This window comes from Prosthecomicrobium sp. N25, assembly GCF_037203705.1.
Classification (GTDB): domain Bacteria; phylum Pseudomonadota; class Alphaproteobacteria; order Rhizobiales; family Ancalomicrobiaceae; genus Prosthecodimorpha.
In genome coordinates, this window is record NZ_JBBCAT010000001.1 from 1509286 (window position 1) to 1530506 (window position 21221).

The 21221-nt window shown below is 73.2% G+C and carries 26 protein-coding genes; 21 read left to right on the forward strand and 5 right to left on the reverse strand.

The window, feature by feature from the left end; genetic code table 11:
- The first annotated feature begins 63 nt into the window (after nucleotides 1-63).
- Both WBG79_RS06820 and WBG79_RS06825 read left to right on the forward strand, forming a co-directional pair.
- Entirely contained in the window at nucleotides 64-255 is a 192-nt protein-coding gene (locus WBG79_RS06820; protein ID WP_337356354.1) for a hypothetical protein, read from the forward strand.
- Complete coding sequence (locus WBG79_RS06825) at nucleotides 252-1079, forward strand: hypothetical protein (RefSeq protein ID WP_337356355.1); 828 nt, start codon at nucleotides 252-254, stop codon at nucleotides 1077-1079. Before WBG79_RS06820 ends, WBG79_RS06825 begins: the two co-directional genes overlap by 4 nt.
- Nucleotides 1080-1086: 7 nt before the next feature.
- Here WBG79_RS06825 and WBG79_RS06830 read toward each other — a convergent pair whose 3' ends face one another.
- The 3 genes from WBG79_RS06830 to WBG79_RS06840 form a co-directional block, all read right to left on the reverse strand.
- Nucleotides 1087-1638: a DUF1254 domain-containing protein gene (locus tag WBG79_RS06830; protein ID WP_337356356.1), complete on the reverse strand. Its 552-nt coding sequence runs from the start codon at nucleotides 1636-1638 to the stop codon at nucleotides 1087-1089.
- Nucleotides 1635-2210, reverse strand: a complete 576-nt coding sequence (locus WBG79_RS06835; RefSeq protein ID WP_337356357.1) for a DUF1214 domain-containing protein — start codon at nucleotides 2208-2210, stop codon at nucleotides 1635-1637. Before WBG79_RS06835 ends, WBG79_RS06830 begins: the two co-directional genes overlap by 4 nt.
- 132 nt (nucleotides 2211-2342) lie before the next feature.
- On the reverse strand, nucleotides 2343-4598 hold the full coding sequence (locus WBG79_RS06840; RefSeq protein WP_337357898.1) for a transglycosylase domain-containing protein: 2256 nt from the start codon (nucleotides 4596-4598) through the stop codon (nucleotides 2343-2345).
- A gap of 244 nt (nucleotides 4599-4842) precedes the next feature.
- Here WBG79_RS06840 and WBG79_RS06845 point away from each other — a divergent pair, with 244 nt between their 5' ends.
- The 3 genes from WBG79_RS06845 (at nucleotide 4843) to WBG79_RS06855 (ending at nucleotide 7603) form a co-directional block, all read left to right on the forward strand.
- Nucleotides 4843-5346, forward strand: a complete 504-nt coding sequence (locus WBG79_RS06845) for a YcgN family cysteine cluster protein (RefSeq protein WP_337356358.1) — start codon at nucleotides 4843-4845, stop codon at nucleotides 5344-5346.
- Nucleotides 5347-5793: 447 nt separating this feature from the next.
- A complete protein-coding gene (locus tag WBG79_RS06850; RefSeq protein WP_337356359.1) occupies nucleotides 5794-6327 on the forward strand; it encodes a hypothetical protein in 534 nt (177 codons plus the stop codon).
- A 13-nt stretch (nucleotides 6328-6340) separates the two neighbouring features.
- Nucleotides 6341-7603 (forward strand): DNA-packaging protein, encoded by a 1263-nt coding sequence (locus WBG79_RS06855; protein WP_443147442.1) that lies wholly within the window; start codon nucleotides 6341-6343, stop codon nucleotides 7601-7603.
- Between the two features lie 39 nt (nucleotides 7604-7642).
- Here WBG79_RS06855 and WBG79_RS06860 read toward each other — a convergent pair whose 3' ends face one another.
- Nucleotides 7643-8089: a YybH family protein gene (locus tag WBG79_RS06860; protein WP_337356361.1), complete on the reverse strand. Its 447-nt coding sequence runs from the start codon at nucleotides 8087-8089 to the stop codon at nucleotides 7643-7645.
- A gap of 270 nt (nucleotides 8090-8359) precedes the next feature.
- Between WBG79_RS06860 and WBG79_RS06865 the strand changes: the two genes are divergently transcribed.
- From WBG79_RS06865 to WBG79_RS06920, 12 genes are all read left to right on the forward strand, one after another.
- On the forward strand, nucleotides 8360-9547 hold the full coding sequence (locus WBG79_RS06865; RefSeq protein ID WP_337356362.1) for a phage portal protein: 1188 nt from the start codon (nucleotides 8360-8362) through the stop codon (nucleotides 9545-9547).
- Nucleotides 9544-9729 (forward strand): hypothetical protein, encoded by a 186-nt coding sequence (locus WBG79_RS06870; RefSeq protein ID WP_337356363.1) that lies wholly within the window; start codon nucleotides 9544-9546, stop codon nucleotides 9727-9729. Before WBG79_RS06865 ends, WBG79_RS06870 begins: the two co-directional genes overlap by 4 nt.
- Nucleotides 9730-9740: 11 nt before the next feature.
- Nucleotides 9741-9881 carry a hypothetical protein gene (locus tag WBG79_RS06875; RefSeq protein WP_337356364.1) on the forward strand — a complete coding sequence of 47 codons (141 nt, stop codon included), beginning with the start codon at nucleotides 9741-9743 and terminating at the stop codon, nucleotides 9879-9881.
- Complete coding sequence (locus WBG79_RS06880; RefSeq protein WP_337356365.1) at nucleotides 9878-10456, forward strand: HK97 family phage prohead protease; 579 nt, start codon at nucleotides 9878-9880, stop codon at nucleotides 10454-10456. Before WBG79_RS06875 ends, WBG79_RS06880 begins: the two co-directional genes overlap by 4 nt.
- Nucleotides 10446-11717 carry a phage major capsid protein gene (locus WBG79_RS06885; protein ID WP_337356366.1) on the forward strand — a complete coding sequence of 424 codons (1272 nt, stop codon included), beginning with the start codon at nucleotides 10446-10448 and terminating at the stop codon, nucleotides 11715-11717. The genes WBG79_RS06880 and WBG79_RS06885 overlap by 11 nt, the downstream gene beginning before the upstream one ends.
- A gap of 180 nt (nucleotides 11718-11897) precedes the next feature.
- Nucleotides 11898-12473, forward strand: a complete 576-nt coding sequence (locus WBG79_RS06890) for a head-tail connector protein (protein ID WP_337356367.1) — start codon at nucleotides 11898-11900, stop codon at nucleotides 12471-12473.
- Nucleotides 12470-12793, forward strand: a complete 324-nt coding sequence (locus tag WBG79_RS06895; protein WP_337356368.1) for a phage head closure protein — start codon at nucleotides 12470-12472, stop codon at nucleotides 12791-12793. The genes WBG79_RS06890 and WBG79_RS06895 overlap by 4 nt, the downstream gene beginning before the upstream one ends.
- Nucleotides 12790-13200, forward strand: a complete 411-nt coding sequence (locus WBG79_RS06900) for a DUF3168 domain-containing protein (protein ID WP_337356369.1) — start codon at nucleotides 12790-12792, stop codon at nucleotides 13198-13200. The genes WBG79_RS06895 and WBG79_RS06900 overlap by 4 nt, the downstream gene beginning before the upstream one ends.
- A 23-nt stretch (nucleotides 13201-13223) precedes the next feature.
- The gene (locus WBG79_RS06905; protein ID WP_337356370.1) at nucleotides 13224-13637 is read left to right on the forward strand and encodes a phage major tail protein, TP901-1 family; all 414 of its coding nucleotides are present in this window, start codon (nucleotides 13224-13226) and stop codon (nucleotides 13635-13637) included.
- Nucleotide 13638: 1 nt separating this feature from the next.
- Nucleotides 13639-14004 (forward strand): gene transfer agent family protein, encoded by a 366-nt coding sequence (locus WBG79_RS06910; RefSeq protein ID WP_337356371.1) that lies wholly within the window; start codon nucleotides 13639-13641, stop codon nucleotides 14002-14004.
- Nucleotides 14005-14027: 23 nt separating this feature from the next.
- On the forward strand, nucleotides 14028-14210 hold the full coding sequence (locus WBG79_RS06915) for a phage tail assembly chaperone (RefSeq protein WP_337356373.1): 183 nt from the start codon (nucleotides 14028-14030) through the stop codon (nucleotides 14208-14210).
- A complete protein-coding gene (locus tag WBG79_RS06920; RefSeq protein ID WP_337356374.1) occupies nucleotides 14207-14794 on the forward strand; it encodes a phage tail tape measure protein in 588 nt (195 codons plus the stop codon). Before WBG79_RS06915 ends, WBG79_RS06920 begins: the two co-directional genes overlap by 4 nt.
- A 131-nt stretch (nucleotides 14795-14925) precedes the next feature.
- Here WBG79_RS06920 and WBG79_RS06925 read toward each other — a convergent pair whose 3' ends face one another.
- Nucleotides 14926-15168, reverse strand: a complete 243-nt coding sequence (locus tag WBG79_RS06925; protein WP_337356375.1) for a YdcH family protein — start codon at nucleotides 15166-15168, stop codon at nucleotides 14926-14928.
- Between the two features lie 174 nt (nucleotides 15169-15342).
- On the opposite strand from WBG79_RS06925, the gene WBG79_RS06930 reads away from it, so the two are divergent.
- From WBG79_RS06930 to WBG79_RS06945, 4 genes are read left to right on the forward strand one after another with little or no spacing between them, the layout of a single operon-like run.
- Nucleotides 15343-15993 carry a DUF2460 domain-containing protein gene (locus WBG79_RS06930; protein WP_337356376.1) on the forward strand — a complete coding sequence of 217 codons (651 nt, stop codon included), beginning with the start codon at nucleotides 15343-15345 and terminating at the stop codon, nucleotides 15991-15993.
- Nucleotides 15990-16883, forward strand: a complete 894-nt coding sequence (locus WBG79_RS06935; RefSeq protein ID WP_337356377.1) for a DUF2163 domain-containing protein — start codon at nucleotides 15990-15992, stop codon at nucleotides 16881-16883. The genes WBG79_RS06930 and WBG79_RS06935 overlap by 4 nt, the downstream gene beginning before the upstream one ends.
- Nucleotides 16880-17317 (forward strand): DUF6950 family protein, encoded by a 438-nt coding sequence (locus WBG79_RS06940; RefSeq protein WP_337356378.1) that lies wholly within the window; start codon nucleotides 16880-16882, stop codon nucleotides 17315-17317. Before WBG79_RS06935 ends, WBG79_RS06940 begins: the two co-directional genes overlap by 4 nt.
- Entirely contained in the window at nucleotides 17317-21213 is a 3897-nt protein-coding gene (locus tag WBG79_RS06945) for a baseplate multidomain protein megatron (RefSeq protein WP_337356379.1), read from the forward strand. The genes WBG79_RS06940 and WBG79_RS06945 overlap by 1 nt, the downstream gene beginning before the upstream one ends.
- Nucleotides 21214-21221: the final 8 nt, after the last annotated feature.

Below are 21221 nucleotides of genomic sequence, written 5' to 3' on the forward strand. Positions count from 1 at the left end.
TATCCGGGGCGTATCCTTCCGGCTCGGCCTTCGGGCGTACCGCAAGCATTGTGGAGAGCCCTCATGGGTACCATTCTCGTCTTCGATCCGGCGCGGCGCCGGACGGACCGCAAGGATCCGTCCACCGGTCCCGCCCAGTTGCTCTTCTTCACCGGCATCCGCTACGAACGTCACGCCGACGCGGCCGCCCCGGAGATCCGACCGGCGCGGGGACCGCGGGGCAACGGACGCACGGGCCGCAGGCGCCGGGCGTGAGCGGCCGCAAAGCCACGACCCTGGCGGCCTTCGCGCTCGCCGCGCTCGCTTCGGGCTGCGACCGGCCGCCCGGCGGCTGGGGGCGCACGACCGGAGACTTCGGTCGTGCCGAGCCGTCCGTCATGAACGATACGATCCTGCCCGCCGCCGGCAGCCTCGTCGCCGAATATGTCCGAGGCGAACCGGTCTCCGGCTTCAACCGCACTGACCGCGAGGACACGCTGCGCGACCGCGCCTGGACCCTCGTCGTCCCGCCCCACGCCAACGACTGGATCGGCGACCTGCTGGTCGAAGGCCAGCGCACCCGCCTGCTGCCGGAGATCGACCACCGCTACAACACGCAGGCCTACTACAATTTCCTCCGCTCCGAGCGTTTCGCCTCCAGCGAGGCGCGCTGGTCGCGGGTGCTGGACGACATGGGCAAGGACGGTGAGCTCGTCGGCCCCTTCTGGCGCCTCGCCTGCCGGGTCGCCGCCGACGACCGTGCCCGCATGGTCTCCCTGGACGGCCGGGCCGACCCCGCTGTCCGCGAGCTGGCCAACGCCACGGCCCGGGTCGACGAGAACGCCCGCGTGGTGGATTGGGTCTGGCGCGCCATGCGCTTCCGCCTCGCCTCCTACCGGTCCGCCATCGACCGCATGGCCGTCGAGACCCCGACGGACCGACTCTACCAGGTCAACGTCGGATGGAGCGGCCTGCAGGCCGCCATAGCGGCCGCCGAGGCGCAGGACTGCGTGCGCAAGGCCATGGCGGTGGCCGCACCGGTGCGGCCCTCGCGCCTGCGCGATCCGGCCTCGGTCAACGAAGTCGTGCCGCAGAAGTGACCGCGGCTCAGCCGAGCGGGTAGGGCGCGCAGGTCGCCTTCTGGATCGCCAGCTCCGCGTCGCGCGTGTCCGCCGGCGTCGGCGCGAAGACGCGGATGATGGCGAAGCCGCGCGCCGAGGCCCAGTCGACGATGATGGTGTCGTTGAAGTCGGCCGGCGGATTGTCCCGGATGTCGGCGATTTGGTCCTGGCTGGCGATCAGGATGTCGACCGGCTTCTGGCCGACCGACCGGTCGTTGAGGTTGTAGGCGTTCACACCGCGTCCGTTGAAGACCGCGATCGACCAGTAGAGGTCCGGCAGCGTCGCCCGGATCCGCACCGGGTTGTCGTCGAGGCGGAACCGGCAGGCGAATTCCGCGAAGGCCGGATCGATCAGCGGCAGCGTGTCGACGCCCGGCCCGGGGCGTGGGATCGGGTTGAACGCCTGGTCCGGCCCGAGCGCCGCGATGCGCGCCCAGGCGTCGTTCTCCGCGACGCGCGGCAGGCCGAGCACTGCCACGATGTGGATGACCCCGCCCAGCACGAGTCCGAACAGGATCGCGTAGAGCACGCGCGTCATCGGCAGCCCCGCGGCAGGACCCGGGGCATCTCGATCTGCCCGGCGGTCGCGGGAATCGCGGCCGGGCTGTCGTAGAGCCGCAGGATCAGGGTCAAGGCGCCGCTGTCCGGCAGCGGCAGCCAGTTGCCGGGCCGCGCCTGCGGGGAGAGTGCCACCTCGATGTGCCCGTCCGGCCGGCGCAGCACCTCGCGGCTGGTGAAGAAGGTCCGGCCCGACCGGTGCGCCGGCGGGTCCCCCTTGGCGTCGACCACCCCGAGCGTCCAAAGGCGCGCCGGCGGCGTCTCGCCCGAGAGGAGATACTCGCAGCCGCCGCGGATCGGCTGCCCGTTCGAATCGCGCGTGGCGAAGAACGCGATTCCCTCGCCGGCCCCGAGCGGTACCTGGGCCGTCCTGGCGATCAGGGCGCGCGCATAGGGATCCGGCGCCGTGCTCCCGCCCTCCGGCCACGCGGTCCATTCCCCGGCCCGGTAGGTGCGGAACAGCCATCCCTCGCCCACGGCCAGATAGGTCGAGCCGAGCCCGGCGACGACCGCCACGATGACCGCGAGGAGGATTTCGAGGGCGAAACGCAAGAGAACGATCCGGCTGCCGCATGGGGGTCGCGCGGGTCATCCTTCGGGGACGACTCGGCTGCCGTCAATGGGTCGCGCGCCGGGCCAAGGCCGATCGTCGCCGACCGCGACCCGCCTGCGACGGTCCCTTGCTCAGTTGACCGCGGCGAGCCGCCCGGCCGGGCCGCCGACCGGCGTCACCGACCCCGAGGCGCCGCCGACCGGCTGCAGCCCGCCGTCCCGGGCCGGGGCGGCCGGGGCCTTGCCGGGTTCGAGCGCACCCTGCCGGCCGACCGGAGCCAGTCCGCCCTGGCGTCCGACCGGCGGCGCCGACTTCATCAGGCTCTCGATGTCGGTCAGGACGCCGATCGTGCGCACCGAGAGCTGCCGGGGCCTCTCGGCCGGCTGCCCGCCAGCGACCTCGGTCAGCCCGGGCTTGCCCGGCTGTCCCGCCTGGCCCGGGGCGCCCGGCTTGGCACCCGCCACCGCGGCCGGCTCCGAACCCTTGCGCACCGGCGGCGGCGCGCCCGGCATCTGCTTCAGCTCGACGTTCTGATGCGCGAAGGCCATGATGTCCTTCCACATCTGCGCCGGGATGAGCCCGCCCGTGACCTTCTCCATCGGGCGGTAGTCGTCGTTGCCGACCCAGACCGCCGTCACGTAGTTGCCCGTGTAGCCGATGAACCACGCGTCCCGGTAGGACTGGGTCGTGCCGGTCTTGCCGGCCGCCGGGATGCCCTCCAGGATCGCCCGCCGGGCCGTGCCGTTCTCGACGACCTGCAGCATCATCTGGTTCATCTCCATCGCCTTGTCGACCGGCATGATCTGCTCCGGCGGCTTCACCTGGGTCTTGTGATCCCAGATCACGGTCCCGGACGTCGTCAGGATCTGATCGATCGCGTAGGGGTGCACCCGCCGGCCGCCGTTGGCGAAGGCGGCGTAGCCGGCCGCCTGGTCCAACACTGTCAGTTCCATCGCGCCGAGCACGAAGGGCCAGTCCGGCTTGTCGGGAAGGGTGATGCCGAAGCGCCGCGTGGTCGCCACGACCCGGTCGCGGCCGATGTCGCGGGCGAGCTGCACCGGGATCGAGTTGATCGACTTGGCGAGCGCGGTCGTCAGCGTCATCGCGCCCGAGAAGCCGCCCGAGTAGTTCTTCGGGCACCAGTCGCCGATGCAGGTCGGCTGGTCGACCACCCGCGAATTGGGGTTGCGGCCGGCCAGCAGTGCGGTCGCGTACACGTAGGGCTTGAACGACGAGCCCGGCTGCCGCTTCGCCCGGACCGCGCGATTGAACTGGCTGGCGCCGTAGTCTCGCCCGCCCACGATGCCGCGCACGGCGCCGTCGGGCTCCATCACCACGGTCGCGCTCTGACCGATGTCGAGCTCCTGGCCGAATTGCCGGAGCGTGTTCTCGGTCACCTCCTCGGCCTTCTTCTGGATGCCGATGTCGATCGTCGACTTCACCACGATGGTGTGGTCGGCCGGCGAGAGCGCCTGGACCTCGTCGAAGGCGTAGTCGAGGAAGTAGTCCGGCGTGTAGTCCCGCCGCCGGTCGACCGCCTTGGCGGGATTGCGCCGCGCCGCCAGCACCTGGCCCTCGGTCAGGAACCCGGCCTGGACCATGTTGGTCAGCACCTCGTTGGCGCGTGCCCGGGCGTTCGGCAGGTTGACGTGCGGCGCGTACTTGGTCGGGGCCTTGTAGAGCCCGGACAGCATCGCGGCCTCGGCGAGGTTGATGTCGCGCACGCTCTTGCCGAAGTAGAACTCGGACGCCGCCGCCACTCCGAACGTGCCGCCGCCCATGTAGGCGCGGTCGAGGTAGAGCTTCAGGATCTCGCGCTTCGTGAGGTTCGCCTCGAGCCAGAAGGCGAGATAGGCCTCCTTGATCTTGCGCTCGAGCGACCGCTCGTTGGTGAGGAAGAGGTTCTTGGCGAGCTGCTGGGTGAGCGACGAGCCGCCCTGCGTCACGCCCTTGTGGCGGATGTTCTCCACCAGCGCCCGGGCCGTGCCGAAGAAGTCGATGCCGAAATGGTCGAAGAACCGGCGATCCTCGGTGGCGAGCGTCGCCTTGATCAGGTGGTCCGGGATGTCGTCGAGCGGCACCGTGTCGTTGAGCAGGATGCCGCGCCGTCCGATCTCGACCCCGTTCCGGTCCAGGAAGGTCACCGAGTAGTCGACCTCCTTGCGCCAGTCCTTCTTGGTCGCCTCGAAGGCGGGCAGCGCGAAGGCGACGAGCAGCACGGTGCCGGCCGCCCCGAAGGTCATGCCGTCGTCCAGGATCTCGACCAGGCCCCGCTTCCAGCCGGTGACGGTGAACCGGCGCATGAAGGTGTTGAAGGCGATGTAGCTCTCGCCGAGTCCCTGGGTGAAGCGGTAGATGGAGGAATCGATCCAGGCGTCGACTTCCAGGAAGCCGAAGCGCCGCCGCCGGGGGGGCGGCGGGGCCTTGCCGGAGTCGCTCGCCGGGGTGTCGGGCCGTCTCGGATCGGTGTCGCTCACGCGTGGTCTGTCCTGTCGCGGCACGCCCCTGGGGCGGCATTGTCCCTGGTCGGGACCGGTTCGGTCCGTTAAGGAGAGTTTAATGCATGCCCCGTGCCGGGGTCGAGGGGCGCTGCTCCCGGTCCGGCAAACTGTCGACCGCCGAGCGAGTTCCATGACCGGACAGGACCGGCCCTTCTGGCGCGCCAAGCGCCTCGACGAGATGACGCCGGCGGAGTGGGAGTCCCTCTGCGACGGCTGCGGCCGCTGCTGCCTGCACAAGCTCGAGGAGGAGGAAACGGGCGACATCTACTGGACGGACGTCGCCTGCCGCCTGCTCGACAGCGGATCCTGCCGCTGTTCCTCCTACGAGGATCGCCACGACTTCGTCCCCGACTGCGTGGTGCTGGACCCCCGCGAGGTGGTCGAGCAGACCTACACCTGGCTCCCCCCGACCTGCGCCTACCGCCTGCTCGCCAACGGCGACGACCTCTATTGGTGGCACCCCCTCGTCAGCGGCGACCCGGAAACCGTGCACGCCGCCGGCATCTCGGTCCGCGACCGCGTCGTCAGCGAGGAGGACTACGGCGTCGAAGACCTCGAGGACCGCGTGGTCGACTGGCCCGGCGAGATCCCGGTGGTCCCGCCGCCGCCTCCCGTCGGCAAGCGGAGGAGGTAGGAAAATTTGTCTGTCACAGGAAAATCGTCTTGACAGCATGAGCTGCGTCAGTAGGGTTCAACTACGGTCCACGAGGTGTGGCCGGCACGCCTCCAGAGGCTCGCCCATGGCGAGTATCGGCGTTACCGGCCGCCCCGGACATCTACGCCGCCGAGCGATCCCGACACCCCGTTTCGACCCCTTCGCCCGCGCGGCTTCAGGCCGTCGCGGCGCATCCTCGTGACCGCGGGCTCCCTCGCATCCGCCCTGCGCCCCCGCCTTTCGTTCGGCGATCGAACGGCGGCGCCACCACACGATCGTCGTCGCCGGCCTGTCCGGATCGTCGCTCGCTCCGATCCCTCGCGGCTGCCGCCATGCCGCGCCGGCTTGCGGGGCGATGACGCGGCCCACCATGGTTCCGGTCCTGTCCGGCCCTTTCGCGCCGACCCCGACGACCCCGGAGTTCCGATGCCTCATTCGACCCAGCCGGCCGCCGGTGGCGGCCCCGATCCGCTGCCCTCGCCCACGGAGGTCGACTGGCCCGCCGTGCGCCTCGCCTACGAGGAGTCGGCGCTGGCGGTCGGCGAGATTCTCCAGCGCTTCCGCATCCCCGCGGGCGAGCTCTACCGCCGCGCCGGAGCCGAGGGCTGGCGCCTCCGCCAGCCCAGGACAGGGAAGCCCCGAGGCGGGCGCCGGACCGCGGCCGCCAAGCCCGGCCGCGCCCGGCCGATCGACCGGGCGGCGCTGGTCGACCGGCTCTTCCAGGTGGTCGAGCGCCAGATCGGCGACATCGAGGCCCGCCTCGCCCGCGCCCCAGACGCGGAGACGGCGCCGGCCGACGAGAAGGACGCCCGCACGCTCGCCGCCCTCGCCCGCACCCTGGAGCTGCTCATCGGGCTCGAGAAGATCGCGGTGCCCCCCGCCGAGACCGCGGAGGTCGACATCGATGCATTCCGTGCCGATATTGCGCGCCGCCTTGCGGGCCTGCGCGGGGAACCCTGACCAGCAGCGCTTTCTGGCCGGCCTCTCCCCCGAGGAGGCGGCCCGCCTCGGCGACGACTGGATCCTCTGGGCGCGCGACGACCAGCTGCCGCCGCCCGGGCCCTGGACCACATGGCTGATCCTGGGCGGCCGCGGCGCCGGCAAGACGCGGGCGGGCGCCGAGTGGGTGAAGGCCCTGGCCCTCGGGCGCCGGCCCTTCGCGGCCCTGCCGGTCGGCCGCATCGCCCTTGTCGGCGAGACCTTCGCGGACGTCCGCGACGTCATGATCGAGGGCGTGTCCGGTCTTCTGAGGGTCCACCGCCGCGCCGACCGGCCCGTGTGGAAGCCGTCGCTGCGCCGGCTCGAATGGCCGAACGGCGCGGTCGCGCAAGCCTTTTCGTCGGAGGACCCGGAGGCGCTCCGCGGTCCGCAATTCGAGGCCGCCTGGGGCGACGAGGTCGCCAAGTGGCGCCATGCCGAGGAGTCCTGGGACATGCTGCAATTCGGATTGCGCCTCGGCGAGACCCCGCGCCAGCTGGCGACGACCACGCCCCGCCCCGTGCCGCTCATGCGCCGGCTCCTCGCCGAGGCGGGCACCGTGGTCACCCGCGCCTCCACGCGCGCCAATGCCTTCCACCTGGCGCCGCGGTTCCTGGATGCTGTGGTCGGCCGCTATCGCGGCACGCGCCTCGGCCGCCAGGAGCTCGACGGCGAGATGATCGAGGATCGGGCCGACGCCCTCTTCCGCCGTGAGGACCTGGAGCGCCTTCGCGTCGAGCAGGCCCCGCCGCTCGCCCGCATCGTGGTCGCTATCGACCCGCCGGCCAGCGCGGCCAAGGGCGCCGACGCCTGCGGAATCGTGGCCGCCGGCCGCGCCGAGGACGGCACCGCCTACGTGCTCGCCGACCTCTCCGCCGCCGGCCTGCGCCCCGCCGACTGGGCCGCCCGCGCCATCGGCCTCTACCGCTCGCTCGACGCCGATGCCCTGGTGGCCGAGGTGAACCAGGGCGGCGACATGGTGGCGGCGGTCCTGCGCGAGGTCGATCCCGGCGTGCCCGTCAAGTCCGTGCGCGCCACCCGCGGCAAGTACGTCCGCGCCGAACCGGTCGCCGCCCTCTACGCCCAGAACCGGGTCCGCCACGCCGGCGTCTTCCCCGAACTGGAAGATGAGATGGCGGATTTCGGCCCGGGCGGCCTCTCCGACGGCCGCTCCCCCGACCGCCTCGACGCCCTCGTCTGGGCCCTCACCCACCTGATGCTGGAGGGCCGGGGAAGCCCGAAGGTGAGGGCCGTCTAGGACGGAGCCGAAATCCGGCGCCGTCCCGGCGAGGCGACGTCAGTTCGCCACGTTCCACGTGTGCGCCCGGCTCTTCCAGGAGCCGTCGGCTTGCTTCTCCAGCACGCTGATGAGGCTGCCCGTGTAGGTCGCGCGGGTGCCGCCCTGGGCGGGGCCGGTGGCGGTCCAGCGGCCGGCCTGGTAGGCGAGGTTGCCCTCGACCTTGAGGTCGACGATCTCGATCTTGTGGTCGGCGAAGCCGCCTTCGAGAATGCTCTTGAAGAACTTCTCGATCTCCGCGGGGCCGCTGACCACCACCTTGGCGGGTGGCAGCAGCTTGGCGTCGGCCGCATAGAGGGCCGCGATCCCGGCGGCGTCCTTCTTGTTGAACGCCGCATCCCACTTGGCGTTGCCGGCCTCGATGGTTGCTCGTATGTCTTGAGCATGAGCCAAAGACGTCCCCAGGCCGACGGCGAGCGCCGTGGCCATCAATACAATTCGATCCATGTGAAATACCTCCCGAACCCCGCCGCGGCGCTCCGGTCGTAAGGTGCCGGTCTGTGAACACTGCGGCAGGAGCCTGCATCATCTTGTCCAAAGTTCGTAATGTCAATGCCGCAGCAACGTCCGGACGTGCCGGCGCGAGCTGACACGGCCGTCCCGGCGCGCGCTCCGCCCCAAGTGCCTTTCCGGCTCGGGTGGAGACCTCCGAGCCCTGCGCGATGGTCCCGGATTGAGCAGGCGCGAGCGTGTCCCGATCGAAGGGAGAGCCACCCCATGCCCACAGTCCCCTGGTGGCGCGCCCTGGCGCGCCGGCCGCGCCCCACCATGCCCGAGGCCAAGGCCTCGCTGGCGGCGCCCCTGATCGCCTTCCAGTCGCACGGACGTCCCGTGTGGACCCCGCGCGACTACGCGGCGCTCGCCCGCGAGGGCTATGCCCGCAACCCGGTCGTGCACCGTGCCGTGCGGCTGATCTCCGAATGCGCCGCCTCTCTGCGCTGGCTCGCCTTCGAGAACGAGCGCGAGCTCGACCGGCATCCCCTGCTCGCCCTGCTGTCCGCCCCCGGCGCGGGCCGTTCGGGACGGGCCCTGATGGAGGCCGCCTACGGCCACCTGCTCGTCTCCGGCAATGCCTACCTGGAGCTCGTCCGGGTGGACGGGGTCCCGCGCGAACTCCACGTCCTGCGCCCGGACCGGATGAAGGTGGTGCCGGGTGCGGAGGGCTGGCCGGAGGGGTGGGACTACACGGTCGGGGACCGCACATTGCGGTTCCGCCCCGGCCCCGACGGCATCTCCCCGGTCCTGCAGCTGACGCTCTTCCACCCGCTCTCCGACCACTACGGCTTCTCCCCGCTCGAGGCCGCGCAGGTCTCGCTCGACGTCCACAACGCGGCCTCCGCCTGGTCGAAGGCCCTCCTCGACAACTCCGCCCGGCCCTCCGGCGCGCTGGTCTACCAGTCCAAGGAGGGCGGCAACCTCACGGACGATCAGTTCGAGCGGCTGAAGCGGGAGCTCGAGGACGGCTTCCAGGGCGCCCGCAACGCCGGCCGCCCCCTGCTCCTGGAGGGCGGGCTCGACTGGAAGAGCATGGGCTACTCGCCGAAGGACATGGACTTCATCGAGGCCAAGCGCGAGGCCGCCCGCGAGATCGCCCTCGCGTTCGGGGTGCCGCCGATGCTGCTCGGCATCCCGGGCGACAACACCTACGCCAACTACCAGGAGGCCAACCGCGCCTTCTGGCGCCAGACCGTGCTGCCCCTCGCCGAGCGCACCGCCGAGGCCCTGTCCGCCTGGCTCGGGCCCCTCTGGAACGCCGGCCTGCGGCTCTCGCTCGACACCGACCAGGCCCCCGCGCTCTCGGCCGACCGGGACGCCCTCTGGTCGCGCGTCGGGGCGGCCGAGTTCCTGAGCGAGGACGAGAAGCGCATCGCGGTCGGCTACGGCCCCCGCGAGGACCGGCCGTGACCGACCTCGTCCGCACCTTCGCCGACCGCGGCGACCTCGCCCATCTGGCGCTCTTCCTCTGGGCCTCCGGGGCGAGCGCGCTGCTCGTCTGGACCACCAAGGAACTCGCCGCCTCCAACCGCCGCTTCGAGGACTTCGTCTCCGAGATCGCCCGCCTGACCCGCCTTTTCGACGACGACTGAGGTTCACCGCCATGACCGCCCTGATCGCGCTCCTTCGCGCCACGGCTCCGCTCGCCCCGACGGGGACCGCCACGCCCGACCACCGCCGGGTCTTCGCCCGCTTCGCCGGCCGCCTCGCCGCGGCCGCGGTACGCCGCGGAGCACGCCGATGACCGCCCCCGCCGCCGCCCCGGAGATCAAGCGCGCCGCCGCCGCGCTCTCGTCGGTCGACGCCGACGGCACCTTCGTCGGCTACGCGAGCCTCTTCGGCGCCGTCGACCTCGCCCGCGACGTGGTCGAGCCCGGCGCCTTCGCGGCCTCGCTCGCCCGGCGCGGCGCGAGCGGCGTCAAGATGCTCTGGCATCACGATCCCGCCGAGCCGATCGGCCGCTGGCTCGAGATCCGCGAGGACGCCCGCGGCCTCAAGGTGCGCGGCCGGCTCCTGACCGAGGTGGCCCGCGCCCGCGAGGCGCTCGCCCTGATGCGAGCCGGTGTCCTCGACGGCCTGTCGATCGGCTTCAGGACCGTCAAGGGCCGCGCCGAGCCGAAGGCCGGCGTCCGCCGCCTGATCGAGATCGACCTCTGGGAGATCTCCCTGGTCACCTTCCCGATGCTCCCCGCCGCCCGGGTCTCCGCGGTCAAGACCGCGCCGGCCGCGCGCCGGCCCGAGCCGCCGCTCGCCGACCGGATCCGCCGGGCGGCCGCCCTTCTCGAACCCCGAACCCCGCGAGGTCTCCATGACCGCTGAGATCGCATCCGCCCCCGAACGGAAGTCCGCCGCCCGCCCTCTCCGGACCGACGCCGACGTCGCCTCCGCCTTCGAGGACCTCATGTCCACCTTCGCGGCGTTCCGCGAGGAGAACGACCGCCGTCTGGACGACCTCGAGCGCCGCGGCGCCGCCGACGTGCTCACCGTGGAGAAGCTCGACCGCATCGACCGGGCGCTCGAGGAGCAGAAGCGCCTGACCGACGACCTCGCCCTGAAGGCCGCCCGTCCCCGGCTCGGCGACCCGCGCGACCGCGGCGAGGCGCGCCCGAGCGAGCACAAGCGGGCCTTCGACGCCTATGTGCGCGGCGGGGTGGAAATGAACCTGAAGCGGCTGGAGGAGAAGGCCCTCTCGGTCGGCTCCGGCCAGGACGGCGGCTACCTCGTCCCGGCCGAGCTGGAGCGCGAGATCACCCGGCGCCTCTCCGACATCTCGCCGATCCGCGCCATCGCGGGCAACCGCCAGGTCTCCGCCTCCGTCTACAACAAGCCCTTCTCGGCGACCGGCCCGGCCGCCGGCTGGGTGGCCGAGACGGGCGCCCGGCCCGAGACCTCGAGCCCCGTCCTGCAACTCCTCGCCTTCCCGACCATGGAGCTCTACGCCATGCCGTCGGCGACGGGCGCGCTCCTGGACGACGCCGCGGTCGACATCGACCGCTGGATCGCCGAGGAGGTCGAGCAGGTCTTCGCCGAGCAGGAGGGCATCGCCTTCGTGACCGGCGACGGCATCAACAAGCCGAAGGGCTTCCTCGCCTACGCCAAGGTCGCCAACGCCTCCTGGTCCTGGAACAACCTCGGCTACCTGACGACCGGCGTCTCCGGCGCCTTCCCGGCCACCAACCCTTCCGACAAACTCGTCGACCTCGTCTACGCGCTGCGCGCCGGCTACCGGCAGAACGCCACCTGGGTGATGAGCCGGCGCACCCAGGCCGAGATCCGCAAGCTGAAGGACAGCCAGGGCAGCTATCTCTGGCAGCCCCCCGCCAGCCCGGGCGCGCAGGCGACCCTCATGAACTTCCCGGTCGCGGAGTCCGAGAGCATGCCGGCGATCGCGGCCGACAGCTACTCGATCGCCTTCGGCGACTTCCGCCGCGGCTACCTGGTCGTCGACCGGGTCGGCGTCCGCGTCCTGCGCGATCCCTACTCGGCCAAGCCCTACGTGCTCTTCTACACCACCAAGCGCGTCGGCGGCGGCATCCAGGACTTCGACGCCATCAAGCTCCTGAAGTTCGGCACCGTCTGACGCCGGCCCGCCCGGCTCGCCGGGCCCACCCTCCGACCCCCTCCGGGCCGGCCTGCCAACCCTTGCGGTCGGCATTCGACCGGCAGGTCGACACGTCCCCTCCTGCGTGTGCCGGCCCGCCGCGGCCCGCCGCCGCCGCCCGTCGCGCGGCGGGCCGCCCCCTTCCTTCCGCGAGGCCCCATGACCGTCGCCCTCATCACGCCGCCTGCGGCCGAGCCCGTGACGCTCGCCGAGGCCAAGGCGCACCTGCGCGTCGACGTCGCCGACGACGACGCCGCTATCGCCGCCCTCGTCGCCGCCGCCCGGCGGCATGTGGAGAGCCTGACCGGCCTCAAGCTGATCGACCAGGTCTGGCGGCTCTATCGCGACGGCTGGCCGGCCGACGGGCTCGTGCCGATCCCGCTCTTCCCCGTCTCCGCCATCGGCCCCGTGGTCGTCTACGACGCCGCCGGGACCCCGGCGACCCTTGCCCCGGCCGCCTACCGGCTCGACACCCGCAGCCGCCCGCCGCGGCTCCGCCTGGAGGCGGGCGCCGCGGGTCCGGGCATCGGCCTGAACGGCATCGAGATCGACGTCACCGCCGGCTTCGGCGCCTCGGCGGCGGCGGTGCCGGCCGGCCTGCGCCAGGCCGTCCTGATGCTGACGGCCCGCTGGTACGAGGATCGCGACGGCGCCGCGCTCGGCGTGGTGGCGCCCGAGGCCGCCGACCGGCTGAGCGATCTCCTCGCCCCCTTCCGCTCCCCGAGGCTCGCATGAGCGGCCCCCCGGTCCCCCTCGGGCGGCTGCGGCACCGCCTGGTGCTGCAATCGTCCTCGGTCGGCAGTGGCGGCGACACCGTCTGGACGACGGTCGCCACCCTCTGGGCCGCCGTCGTGCCCACCGGCGCCGAGGAGCGCGAGAGCGCCGGCCGCGGTGCCGGCGTCGTGACCCACCGCATCACCCTGCGCTTCCGCGCCGGCCTGTCCAGCGCCCACCGGCTCGTCCAGGGCAGCCGCGTCTTCCGCATCCTCGCCGTCCAGGACCACGACGAGCGGCACCGCTACCACCTGGTCCTGGCCGAGGAGGAGCCCGCATGAGCGACGCGGCCTCGCGGCTCCTGGCCGCCGTCAAGGCGTCCCTGGCCGCCGACCCGACCCTGGAGGCGCTTCTCGGCGGCCCAGGGCGGATCCACGACATGGCGCCCCGCAACGCGCCCCTGCCGTATCTCGCCGTCGACCCGGTCGCCTCCCGCCCGATCGGCGGCGTCGAGGCCGAGGTGGAGGAGCACGACCTCACCCTGACGGCCTGGTCGCGCGCCGGCGGCAAGCGCGAGGCCCTGGCCATCACGGACCGCGCCGACGCCCGGCTGGCCGCCGCCGCGCCGGCCCCCGTTGGCCACGCGCTCGCCTCCATGAGGCTCGTCCGCCGCGAGGCGCGTATCGCCCGCGACCGCATCACCGCGACCGCGACGCTCGTCTACCGGGCCGTCACCGAGCCGGTCTGATCCCTCTTGTTCGGAGTAACCCCATGGCCGTCCAGCGAGGCAAGGACCTCCTACTCAAGGTCGATTCCACCGGGTCCGGCGCCTACCTGAGCGTCGCCGGCCTGCGCACCCGCCGCCTGGCCTTCTCGACCGGCACCGTCGACGTCACCAATGCCGATTCGCCCGGCGAGTGGCGCGAGCTGCTGGCCGGCGCCGCGCCGAAGCGCGCCAGCATGTCCGGCACGGGCATCTTCCGGGACGTCCAGTCGGACACCATCGTGCGCCAGATCTTCTTCGACGCCGCGATCCGCAACTGGCAGGTGGTCATCCCGAGCTTCGGCATCGTGGAAGGCCCGTTCCAGATCGCGGCCCTGGAGTTCATCGGCGAGCACGACGGCGAGGTCGTCTACGATCTCGCCCTCGAATCCGCCGGCCTCCTCACCTTCACGGCGATCTGACATGGCGAACCCCCGCCGCGGCGAGGTCGAGGCCGTGATCGACGGCCGTCCGCGCACGCTCTGCCTCACCCTCGGCGCCCTCGCCGAGCTGGAGGCCGCCTTCGGGGTCGACGACCTCGCCGCCCTGGCGGCCCGCTTCGGCTCGGGCCGGCTCTCGGCCCGGGACATCATGCGCATCCTCGCCGCCGGCCTGCGCGGCGCCGGCGAGGCGGTCGGCGATGAGGACGCCGGGCGCCTGCGGGTCGAGGGCGGTCTTCTCGGCGCGGCCGATCTCGCCGGCCGCCTCCTGGTCGCCACCTTCGGCCGGGCGGAGGATCCGGCCCGCGGCCCTTTCGACCCGAGCCCTTCCCCTGGGACGCCGCCCTGACGCTCTGCGTCGCCCGCTTCGGCATGGCCCCGGCGGCCTTCTGGGCGCTGACCCCACGCGAACTCGCCGCGCTCCTCGCGCCCCTCGCCGTGCCGGGCGGCCCCGGCCGCGACGGCCTGGCGGCGCTGCTGCGCGACTATCCGGACGGCCGGCCGCCCGGGGATGCGCGCCCCGGGGCCGCCTCCCTGCCCAAGGAGATCCCATGACGGACGGCCTCGACCCGGGCTTCGACATGACGGCCCGCCTCTCCGGCTCGCTCGCCGAACTGACCCAGCTCTCGACCGGCTTCGGAACGGCGCTCACCTCCGCGTTCCGCGGCGCGGTGCTGCAGGGCCGGGAGCTCGATTCGGTGCTGCGCGGGATCGGCTACTCGATCTCCAGCGCCTCCCTCGACCGCGCCCTGGCGCCGATCTCCTCGGGCATCGCCTCGGGCCTGGAGACGGCGGTCGCGGGGGCCTTCAGGTCGGTGCTCGGCTTCCGGCTCGGCGGCGCCATCGGGGAGGGCAGGGTGATGCCCTTCGCGGACGGCGGCGTCGTCTCGCGTCCGACCTTCTTTCCGATGGCGGGCGGCCGGACGGGCCTGATGGGCGAGGCCGGCGCCGAGGCGATCCTGCCCTTGCGGCGCGGAGCAGACGGCAAGCTCGGCGTCGCCGCCGCCTCCGGCGGCCCGCAGACCGTCAACGTGACCTTCAACGTGACCACGCCGGACGCGGAGAGCTTCCGCCGCTCCGAGGCGCAGATCCAGACGAAGTTAGCCCGCGCCGTCGGACGGGGACGGCGCGGGCTTTGACACCGGGCCTAACGAGGAGGGGCTCAGGCTCCGGTGCGTTCGTCTCGGCGGACGGGGATCCTCACAGACCCTCTTCCGCCTTCCCGAACCTCGATGACGGGGCGCCCGGCCGGCGCCCGGATACTTCGGCCTCAGGCGGCCCTGGCCAGGATCGCGCGGATCTGGTCCAGCAGCCGGAGGCGAGTCTTCTTGGCGACTTCGATCGCCTCGTCGGAGGCGGGCTCGACGTTGGTCTCCATCCGGTGAACCTGCCGGTTGATCTCGTGGTACTCGTCGGCGAGCCGCGCGAAATGACTGTCCGACATCTTCAGCTTGTGAATGTCGTCTGCGTATTCGGGCATCAGCTCGGCGAGTTCGTGATGGGTATGCGTCATCGTCTCTCCCTTGCGGGCGACCGGACCCGACCCGGCCGATGCGCCCGCGGCTCTTCCCTGTGCCTCGGCTCCGTTCCGGCTCGCGCCTCTCCGGGCGGCACCCTTGCGATCTTGGATAAGGCAGGGGTCGGCAACCTTCGTTGAGACAGATCAAAACTCAGGGGAGTTCTTGCGATGCCGGCACTTGCTGCGTTCCACGAGGTTCTCTTTCCCGTCGAAGTGGCGTTCGGGGCAACCGGCGGCCCGGAGCGGCGGACCGAAATCGTCGCGCTCGGCTCCGGCCGCGAAGTCCGCAACGCCCGCTGGGCCGATTCGCGTCGGCGCTTCGATGCCGGCACGGGCCTGCGCACCCTCGACGACCTCGCCGCCGTCGTCGCCTTCTTCGAGGAGCGCCGAGGCCGGCTCCACGGCTTCCGCTACCGCGACCCCGCCGACCATCGATCCTGCCTGCCTTCCGGGACGCCCGGGCCGCTCGACCAGCCGATCGGCACGGGCGACGGCGTGACCGCGGCCTTCCAGCTCGTCCGCCGCTACGGCGCCGGCACAACGGCCTGGACGCGCACCATCGCCAAGCCGGTCGCCGGCACGGTCCGGGTGGCGGTCGCCGGGGTCGAGAAGGTCGCCGGCACCGACTTCACGGTCGACACGACCACGGGCCTCGTCACCTTCCTGCCCGGCCGCATCCCGCCGGCGGGTGCCGAAGTGACCGCCGGCTACCGCTTCGACGTTCCCGTCCGGTTCGACACCGACGAGATCCGCGTCGATCTCGCCGCTTTCCGGGCCGGCGAGATCCCGGCCGTTCCGCTCGTGGAGATCCGCCCGTGAAGACGCTTCCGCCCGGGCTCGCCGCCCATGTCGCCGGCCAGGCCACCACGCTTGCGACCTGCTGGATCCTGACCCGCCTGGACGGCGTGGTCCTCGGCTTCACGGACCACGACCGCCCGATCCTGCTCGACGGCGTCTCCTGCGAGGCGGCCTCCGGCCTTCGCGCCAGCGAGGACGTGGCCCAGGCCGGCCTGGCGGTCGGCGGGGTCGAGGTCGCCGGGGCCCTCGCCTCGGCTGCCGTGACCGCTGCCGACATCGCCGCGGGCCTCTATGACGGGGCTCGGATCGACGTCCACCTCGTCAACTGGTCCGACGTCTCTGAGCGTCTTCACCTCAGGAGCGGCACGATCGGCGAGGTCGTCGCGGCCGAGGGAGCCTTCCGGGCCGAGCTGCGCTCCGCCGCGCTCGCCCTCGACGAGGAGCGCGGCCGCCTGTTCCAGCACCGCTGCGACGCCGATCTCGGCGACGCCCGCTGCCGGGTCGACCTCGCCGCGCCGACCCGCCGCGGTCTCGGCACGGTCCTGTCGGGCAGCGACCGGCGGACCCTGCGGCTCTCCGGCCTCGCCGCCTTCGCGCCGGCCCTCTTCGAGCGCGGCCGGCTGCAGGTCACCTCCGGCGTCCTCGCCGGCCGCGCCTCGGAGGTGAAGAGCCACGTCCTCTCGGCGTCCGTCGCCGAGGTCGAGCTCTGGCAGGCGCTCCCCGCCGCCCCGGCCCCCGGCGACGTCGTCTCGGTGACCGCCGGCTGCGAAAAGCTCTTCGCCACCTGCCGCGACCGCTTCGCCAACGCGGAGAACTTCCGCGGCTTTCCCCATCTGCCGGGACCGGACTTCGTCCTCGCCCACCCGAGTCGCAGCCGCCACGAGAACGACGGATCGGCGGTGGTGCCGTGACGGGCGTCCGTGAGGCGGTCGTCGCCGAGGCGCGGGCCTGGATCGGCACGCCCTACCGCCACCAGGCGTCGTTGCGCGGCGCGGGCGCCGACTGCCTCGGCCTCCTGCGCGGCGTCTGGCGCGCGGTGCTCGGCCCCGAGCCGGAGGTCCCGCCGCCCTACACGCGCGACTGGGCCGAGGCTTCCCGCGTGGACGCCTTCGCGGCCGCCGCCGCCCGCCACTTGCGTCCCCTCGAGCCCGCCGCCGCGCAGCCCGGCGACGTCCTCCTCTTCCGCTGGCGCGACGGCCTGCCGGCCAAGCACGCCGGCATCCTCACGGCGCCCGGCCGGTTCGTCCACGCCTACGAGGGGTCGGGCGTGGTCGAAAGCCCGCTCGTGCCCGCCTGGCGCCGCCGCCTCGCCGGTGCCTACGCGTTTCCCGGAGCCGACGACTGATGGCCACCATCCTGCTCTCCGCCGCCGGAGCCGCCCTCGGCGGCGCGATCGGCGGCCCTGTCGGCGCGCTCGCCGGGCGCGCCGTCGGCGCCTCGGTCGGCTACATGATCGACCGCGCACTCATCCGCTCGACCCTGCCGGACACGAAGGGCCCGCGCCTCTCCGACCTCGACATCCAGACGGCCACCGAGGGCAAGGCGATTCCGCGCGTCTACGGCCGTGTCCGGCTCGCCGGCCAGGTGATCTGGGCGACCCGGCACGAGGAGACGGTCAAGAAGAAGGAGACCTCCGGCGGCAAGGGTGGGCCGACCACCTCCACCTACCGCTACCACGCCAACGTGGCGGTCGGGATCTGCGAGGGCCCCGTCGCCCGCATCGGGCGGATCTGGGCCGACGGCGTCGAGCTCGACCGGACCGACCATCAGATCCGCTTCCACCTCGGCGACGAGGACCAGGCGCCCGACCCGCTCATCCTCGCCCGCCAGCCCGGCGGCGCGCCGGCCTATCGCGGGCTCGCCTACGTGGTCTTCGAGCATTTCCCGCTGAAGGCCTACGGCAACCGCCTGCCGCAATTCTCCTTCGAGGTGATCCGGGTCGTCGACCGCCTGGAGCCGCTGGTTCGCGCCGTCACCCTGATCCCCGGGGCGACCGAGTTCGGCTACGCGACGGCGCCGGTCTCGGGCGGCTCCGCGGCCGGCGGCTGGAGGTCCGAGAACGTCCACCAGACCACGGCCCCGACCGACCTCGAGGCCTCGCTGGACGAGCTGCAGGCCCTCTGCCCGAACCTCGAGCGCGTGTCGCTGGTGGTCTCCTGGTTCGGCGACGACCTCAGGGCCGGCGTCTGCCGGCTGAGGCCCGGCGTCGAATCCAACGCCAAGACCACGACGCAGGACTGGTCGGTCGCCGGGGTCGACCGCGCCGCGGCGCGGGCCGTCAGCACGGCCTCCGGGTCGCCGGCCTATGGCGGCACGCCCTCGGACGCCACGGTGGCGGCCGCGATCCGGGCCATCCGGGCCCGCGGCCTGAAGGTGGTGCTCTATCCCTTCGTGATGATGGACGTGCCCGCGGGCAACGGCCTGCCCGACCCCTACGGCGCCGCCGAGCAGGCCGCCTATCCCTGGCGCGGCCGCATCACCTGCCACCCGGCACCCGGCCGCCCCGGCAGCCCGGACAAGTCCGCCGCCGCCGGCACCCAGGTGCAGGCCTTCGTCGGCACCGCCCTGCCGGCCCACTACACGGTCGACGTCGACCAGGTCGCCTATACGGGGCCGGCCGAGTGGACCTTCCGCCGCATGGTCCTCCACTATGCCGCGCTGGCCGCGGCGGCCGGCGGCGTCGACGGCTTCCTGATCGGGTCGGAGCTGCGCGGGCTGACCACCGTCCGGTCCTCCGCCTCGGCCTATCCCTTCGTGGCCGCGCTCGCGACGCTGGCGGCCGACGTCCGCAGCCTGGTCGGCCCGGCCGCGACCCTCACCTATGCGGCGGACTGGACGGAGTGGTTCGGCCACCAGCCGCAGGACGGCACCGGCGACGTCTTCTTCCACCTCGACCCGCTCTGGGCCCACCCGGCCGTCGACGTCGTCGGCATCGACGCCTACTGGCCGCTATCGGACTGGCGCTACGGCGACCATGCCGACCGCAGCCTGGCCGACGGCCCCTGGGACGTGGCGTATCTGCGCGCCAATCTGGAGGCCGGGGAGGGCTACGACTGGTTCTACGCGAACGCCGCCGCCCGCAGCGCCGGCCTGCGCAGCCCGATCACCGACGGCGCGCGCGCAAAGCCCTGGGTGTTCCGCAACAAAGACCTCCGCTCCTGGTGGTCGAACCAGCATTTCGATCGTCCGGGGGGCATCGAGAGCGCCACCCCGACCGCCTGGGTGCCGCAGTCCAAGCCCTTCTGGCTGACCGAGGCCGGCGCGCCCGCCGTCGACCTCGGCTCCAACCAGCCGAACCTCTTCCCGGACGCCAAGTCGTCGGAATCGGGCGTGCCCTGGTTCTCGCGCGGTGCCCGCGACGACCTCGTCCCGCGCCGCCACGCCGAGGCGGTGATCTCCCGTTTCGACCCGGCCGCTCCCGGGTTCCAGCCGGCCTGGAACCCGGTCTCCACGCTGACCGGCAAGCGCATGGTGGACCCCTCCGGGATTCATCTCTGGACCTGGGACGCCCGGCCCTTTCCGGCCTTTCCGGCCCTCGGCGCGACCTGGGCCGACGCCCCCGCCTGGTCGACCGGGCACTGGCTGACCGGCCGGCTCGGCGGCACCTCCCTGCAGGGCCTGCTGGCCGCGCTCCTCGCCGAGGCCGGTGTGGTGGCGGTCGCCTGGCGCGGCGTCGGCGGCCATCTCGACGGCTACGTGGTCGACGACCGCATGTCCGCCCGCCAGGCGATCGAGCCGCTTCTCGCGGCCTTCCAGGTCGACGCCCTCGACCTCGGCACCGGCATCGCCTTCGCGGGCCGCGGCCGGTCGCCCGGGCTGAGTCTCGGTCTCGACGATCTGGCCGAGGCCGGCGAGGACGCCCGTTTCGAGATCCGGCGCGCCGAGGAGGCCGAGCTGCCCCGTTCTGTCGCCGTGACGGTTTCCGACCCGCTGCGCGACTTCCGAAGGACCACGGTCGAATCCGCCCGCCTGGTCGGCTCGTCCCGACGGGAGACCCGCGCCGATCTGCCCGTGGTGGCGGCCATCGAGACCATGGCGTCGCGGGCGGAGATCTGGCTCCAGGACGTCTGGGCCGGCCGCGAGACCGTCGCCTTCTCGCTGCCGCCCTCGCGCCTCGCCGTCGAGCCCGGCGACGTCCTCGCCCTCGACCTCGGGAGCCGGGCCCTGACCGTGCAGGTCGAACGGGTCGAAGCGGCCGGCCGCCTCGCCGTGGAGGCCCGCAGCCTCGACCCGGACCTCTACGCCCCCGTCCGCGCCCGCGGCGGCCCGGCCACCGTCGCGGCGACCGCCGCGCTCGGCGCTCCCCTGGTCCACGTGCTCGACGTGGCACGCCCCGACGCCGGGGCGCCGCTGCACCGGCCCTGGATCGCCGCCCACGTGCGGCCCTGGCCGGGCGGCCTTGCGGTCTGGCAGCGGCAGCCCGACGGCAGCTACGATCTCGCCGCGACCCTCGACGGCAGCGCCGCCATGGGGGAACTCCTCGCCTCGATGCCTCCCGGACCGACCGCACGGTGGGACCGGGGCACGGCGGTCGACGTCCGCCTCTACGGCGGCCACCTGGTCTCGGCGACGCCCGACGCGGTGCTCGCCGGCGCCAACCTCGCGGCGGTGCGCCACACGGCCGGCCAGTGGGAGCTGTTCCGCTTCTGCGACGCGACCTTGACCGCGCCCTCCACCTACCGGCTGACCCGCCTCTTGCGGGCCGAGTCCGGCAGCGAGGACGCCTGGGCGGCGCCGGCCCCGGCCGGCAGTCCGTTCGTTCTGCTCGACGACGCGCTGGCCGACCTGCCGATCGGCATCGACGCGCTCGACCGTGCGCTCGATCTCCGGGTCGGGCCTGCGTCCAAGCCCTACGACCATCCCGCCTACGCCCCGGTCTCGGCGACGCCGGCGGGCAGGGGCCTCCTGCCCTGGAGCCCCGTCCACCCGCGCGCCCGGCGCGACCGGGCGACCGGCGCTGTCGCCCTCTCCTGGATCCGACGCAGCCGGGTGGAAGGGGGCGACGGCTGGGGCGCGGGCGACGTGCCCCTCGGCGAGGAGACCGAGGCCTACCGGCTCGAGATCCTGCTCGGCTCGACCGTCATGCGGCGGGTCGAGACGACCGCGCCCGGTCACCTCTATGCCGCACCCGACCAGATCGCCGACTTCGGCGCGCCACCCTCGAGCCTCACCGTCCGGATCGCGCAAGTGAGCGCGACCCGTGGCCCCGGCGTCCCGCGGACGGCGACGCTCGCCCTCTGACCCCGTTC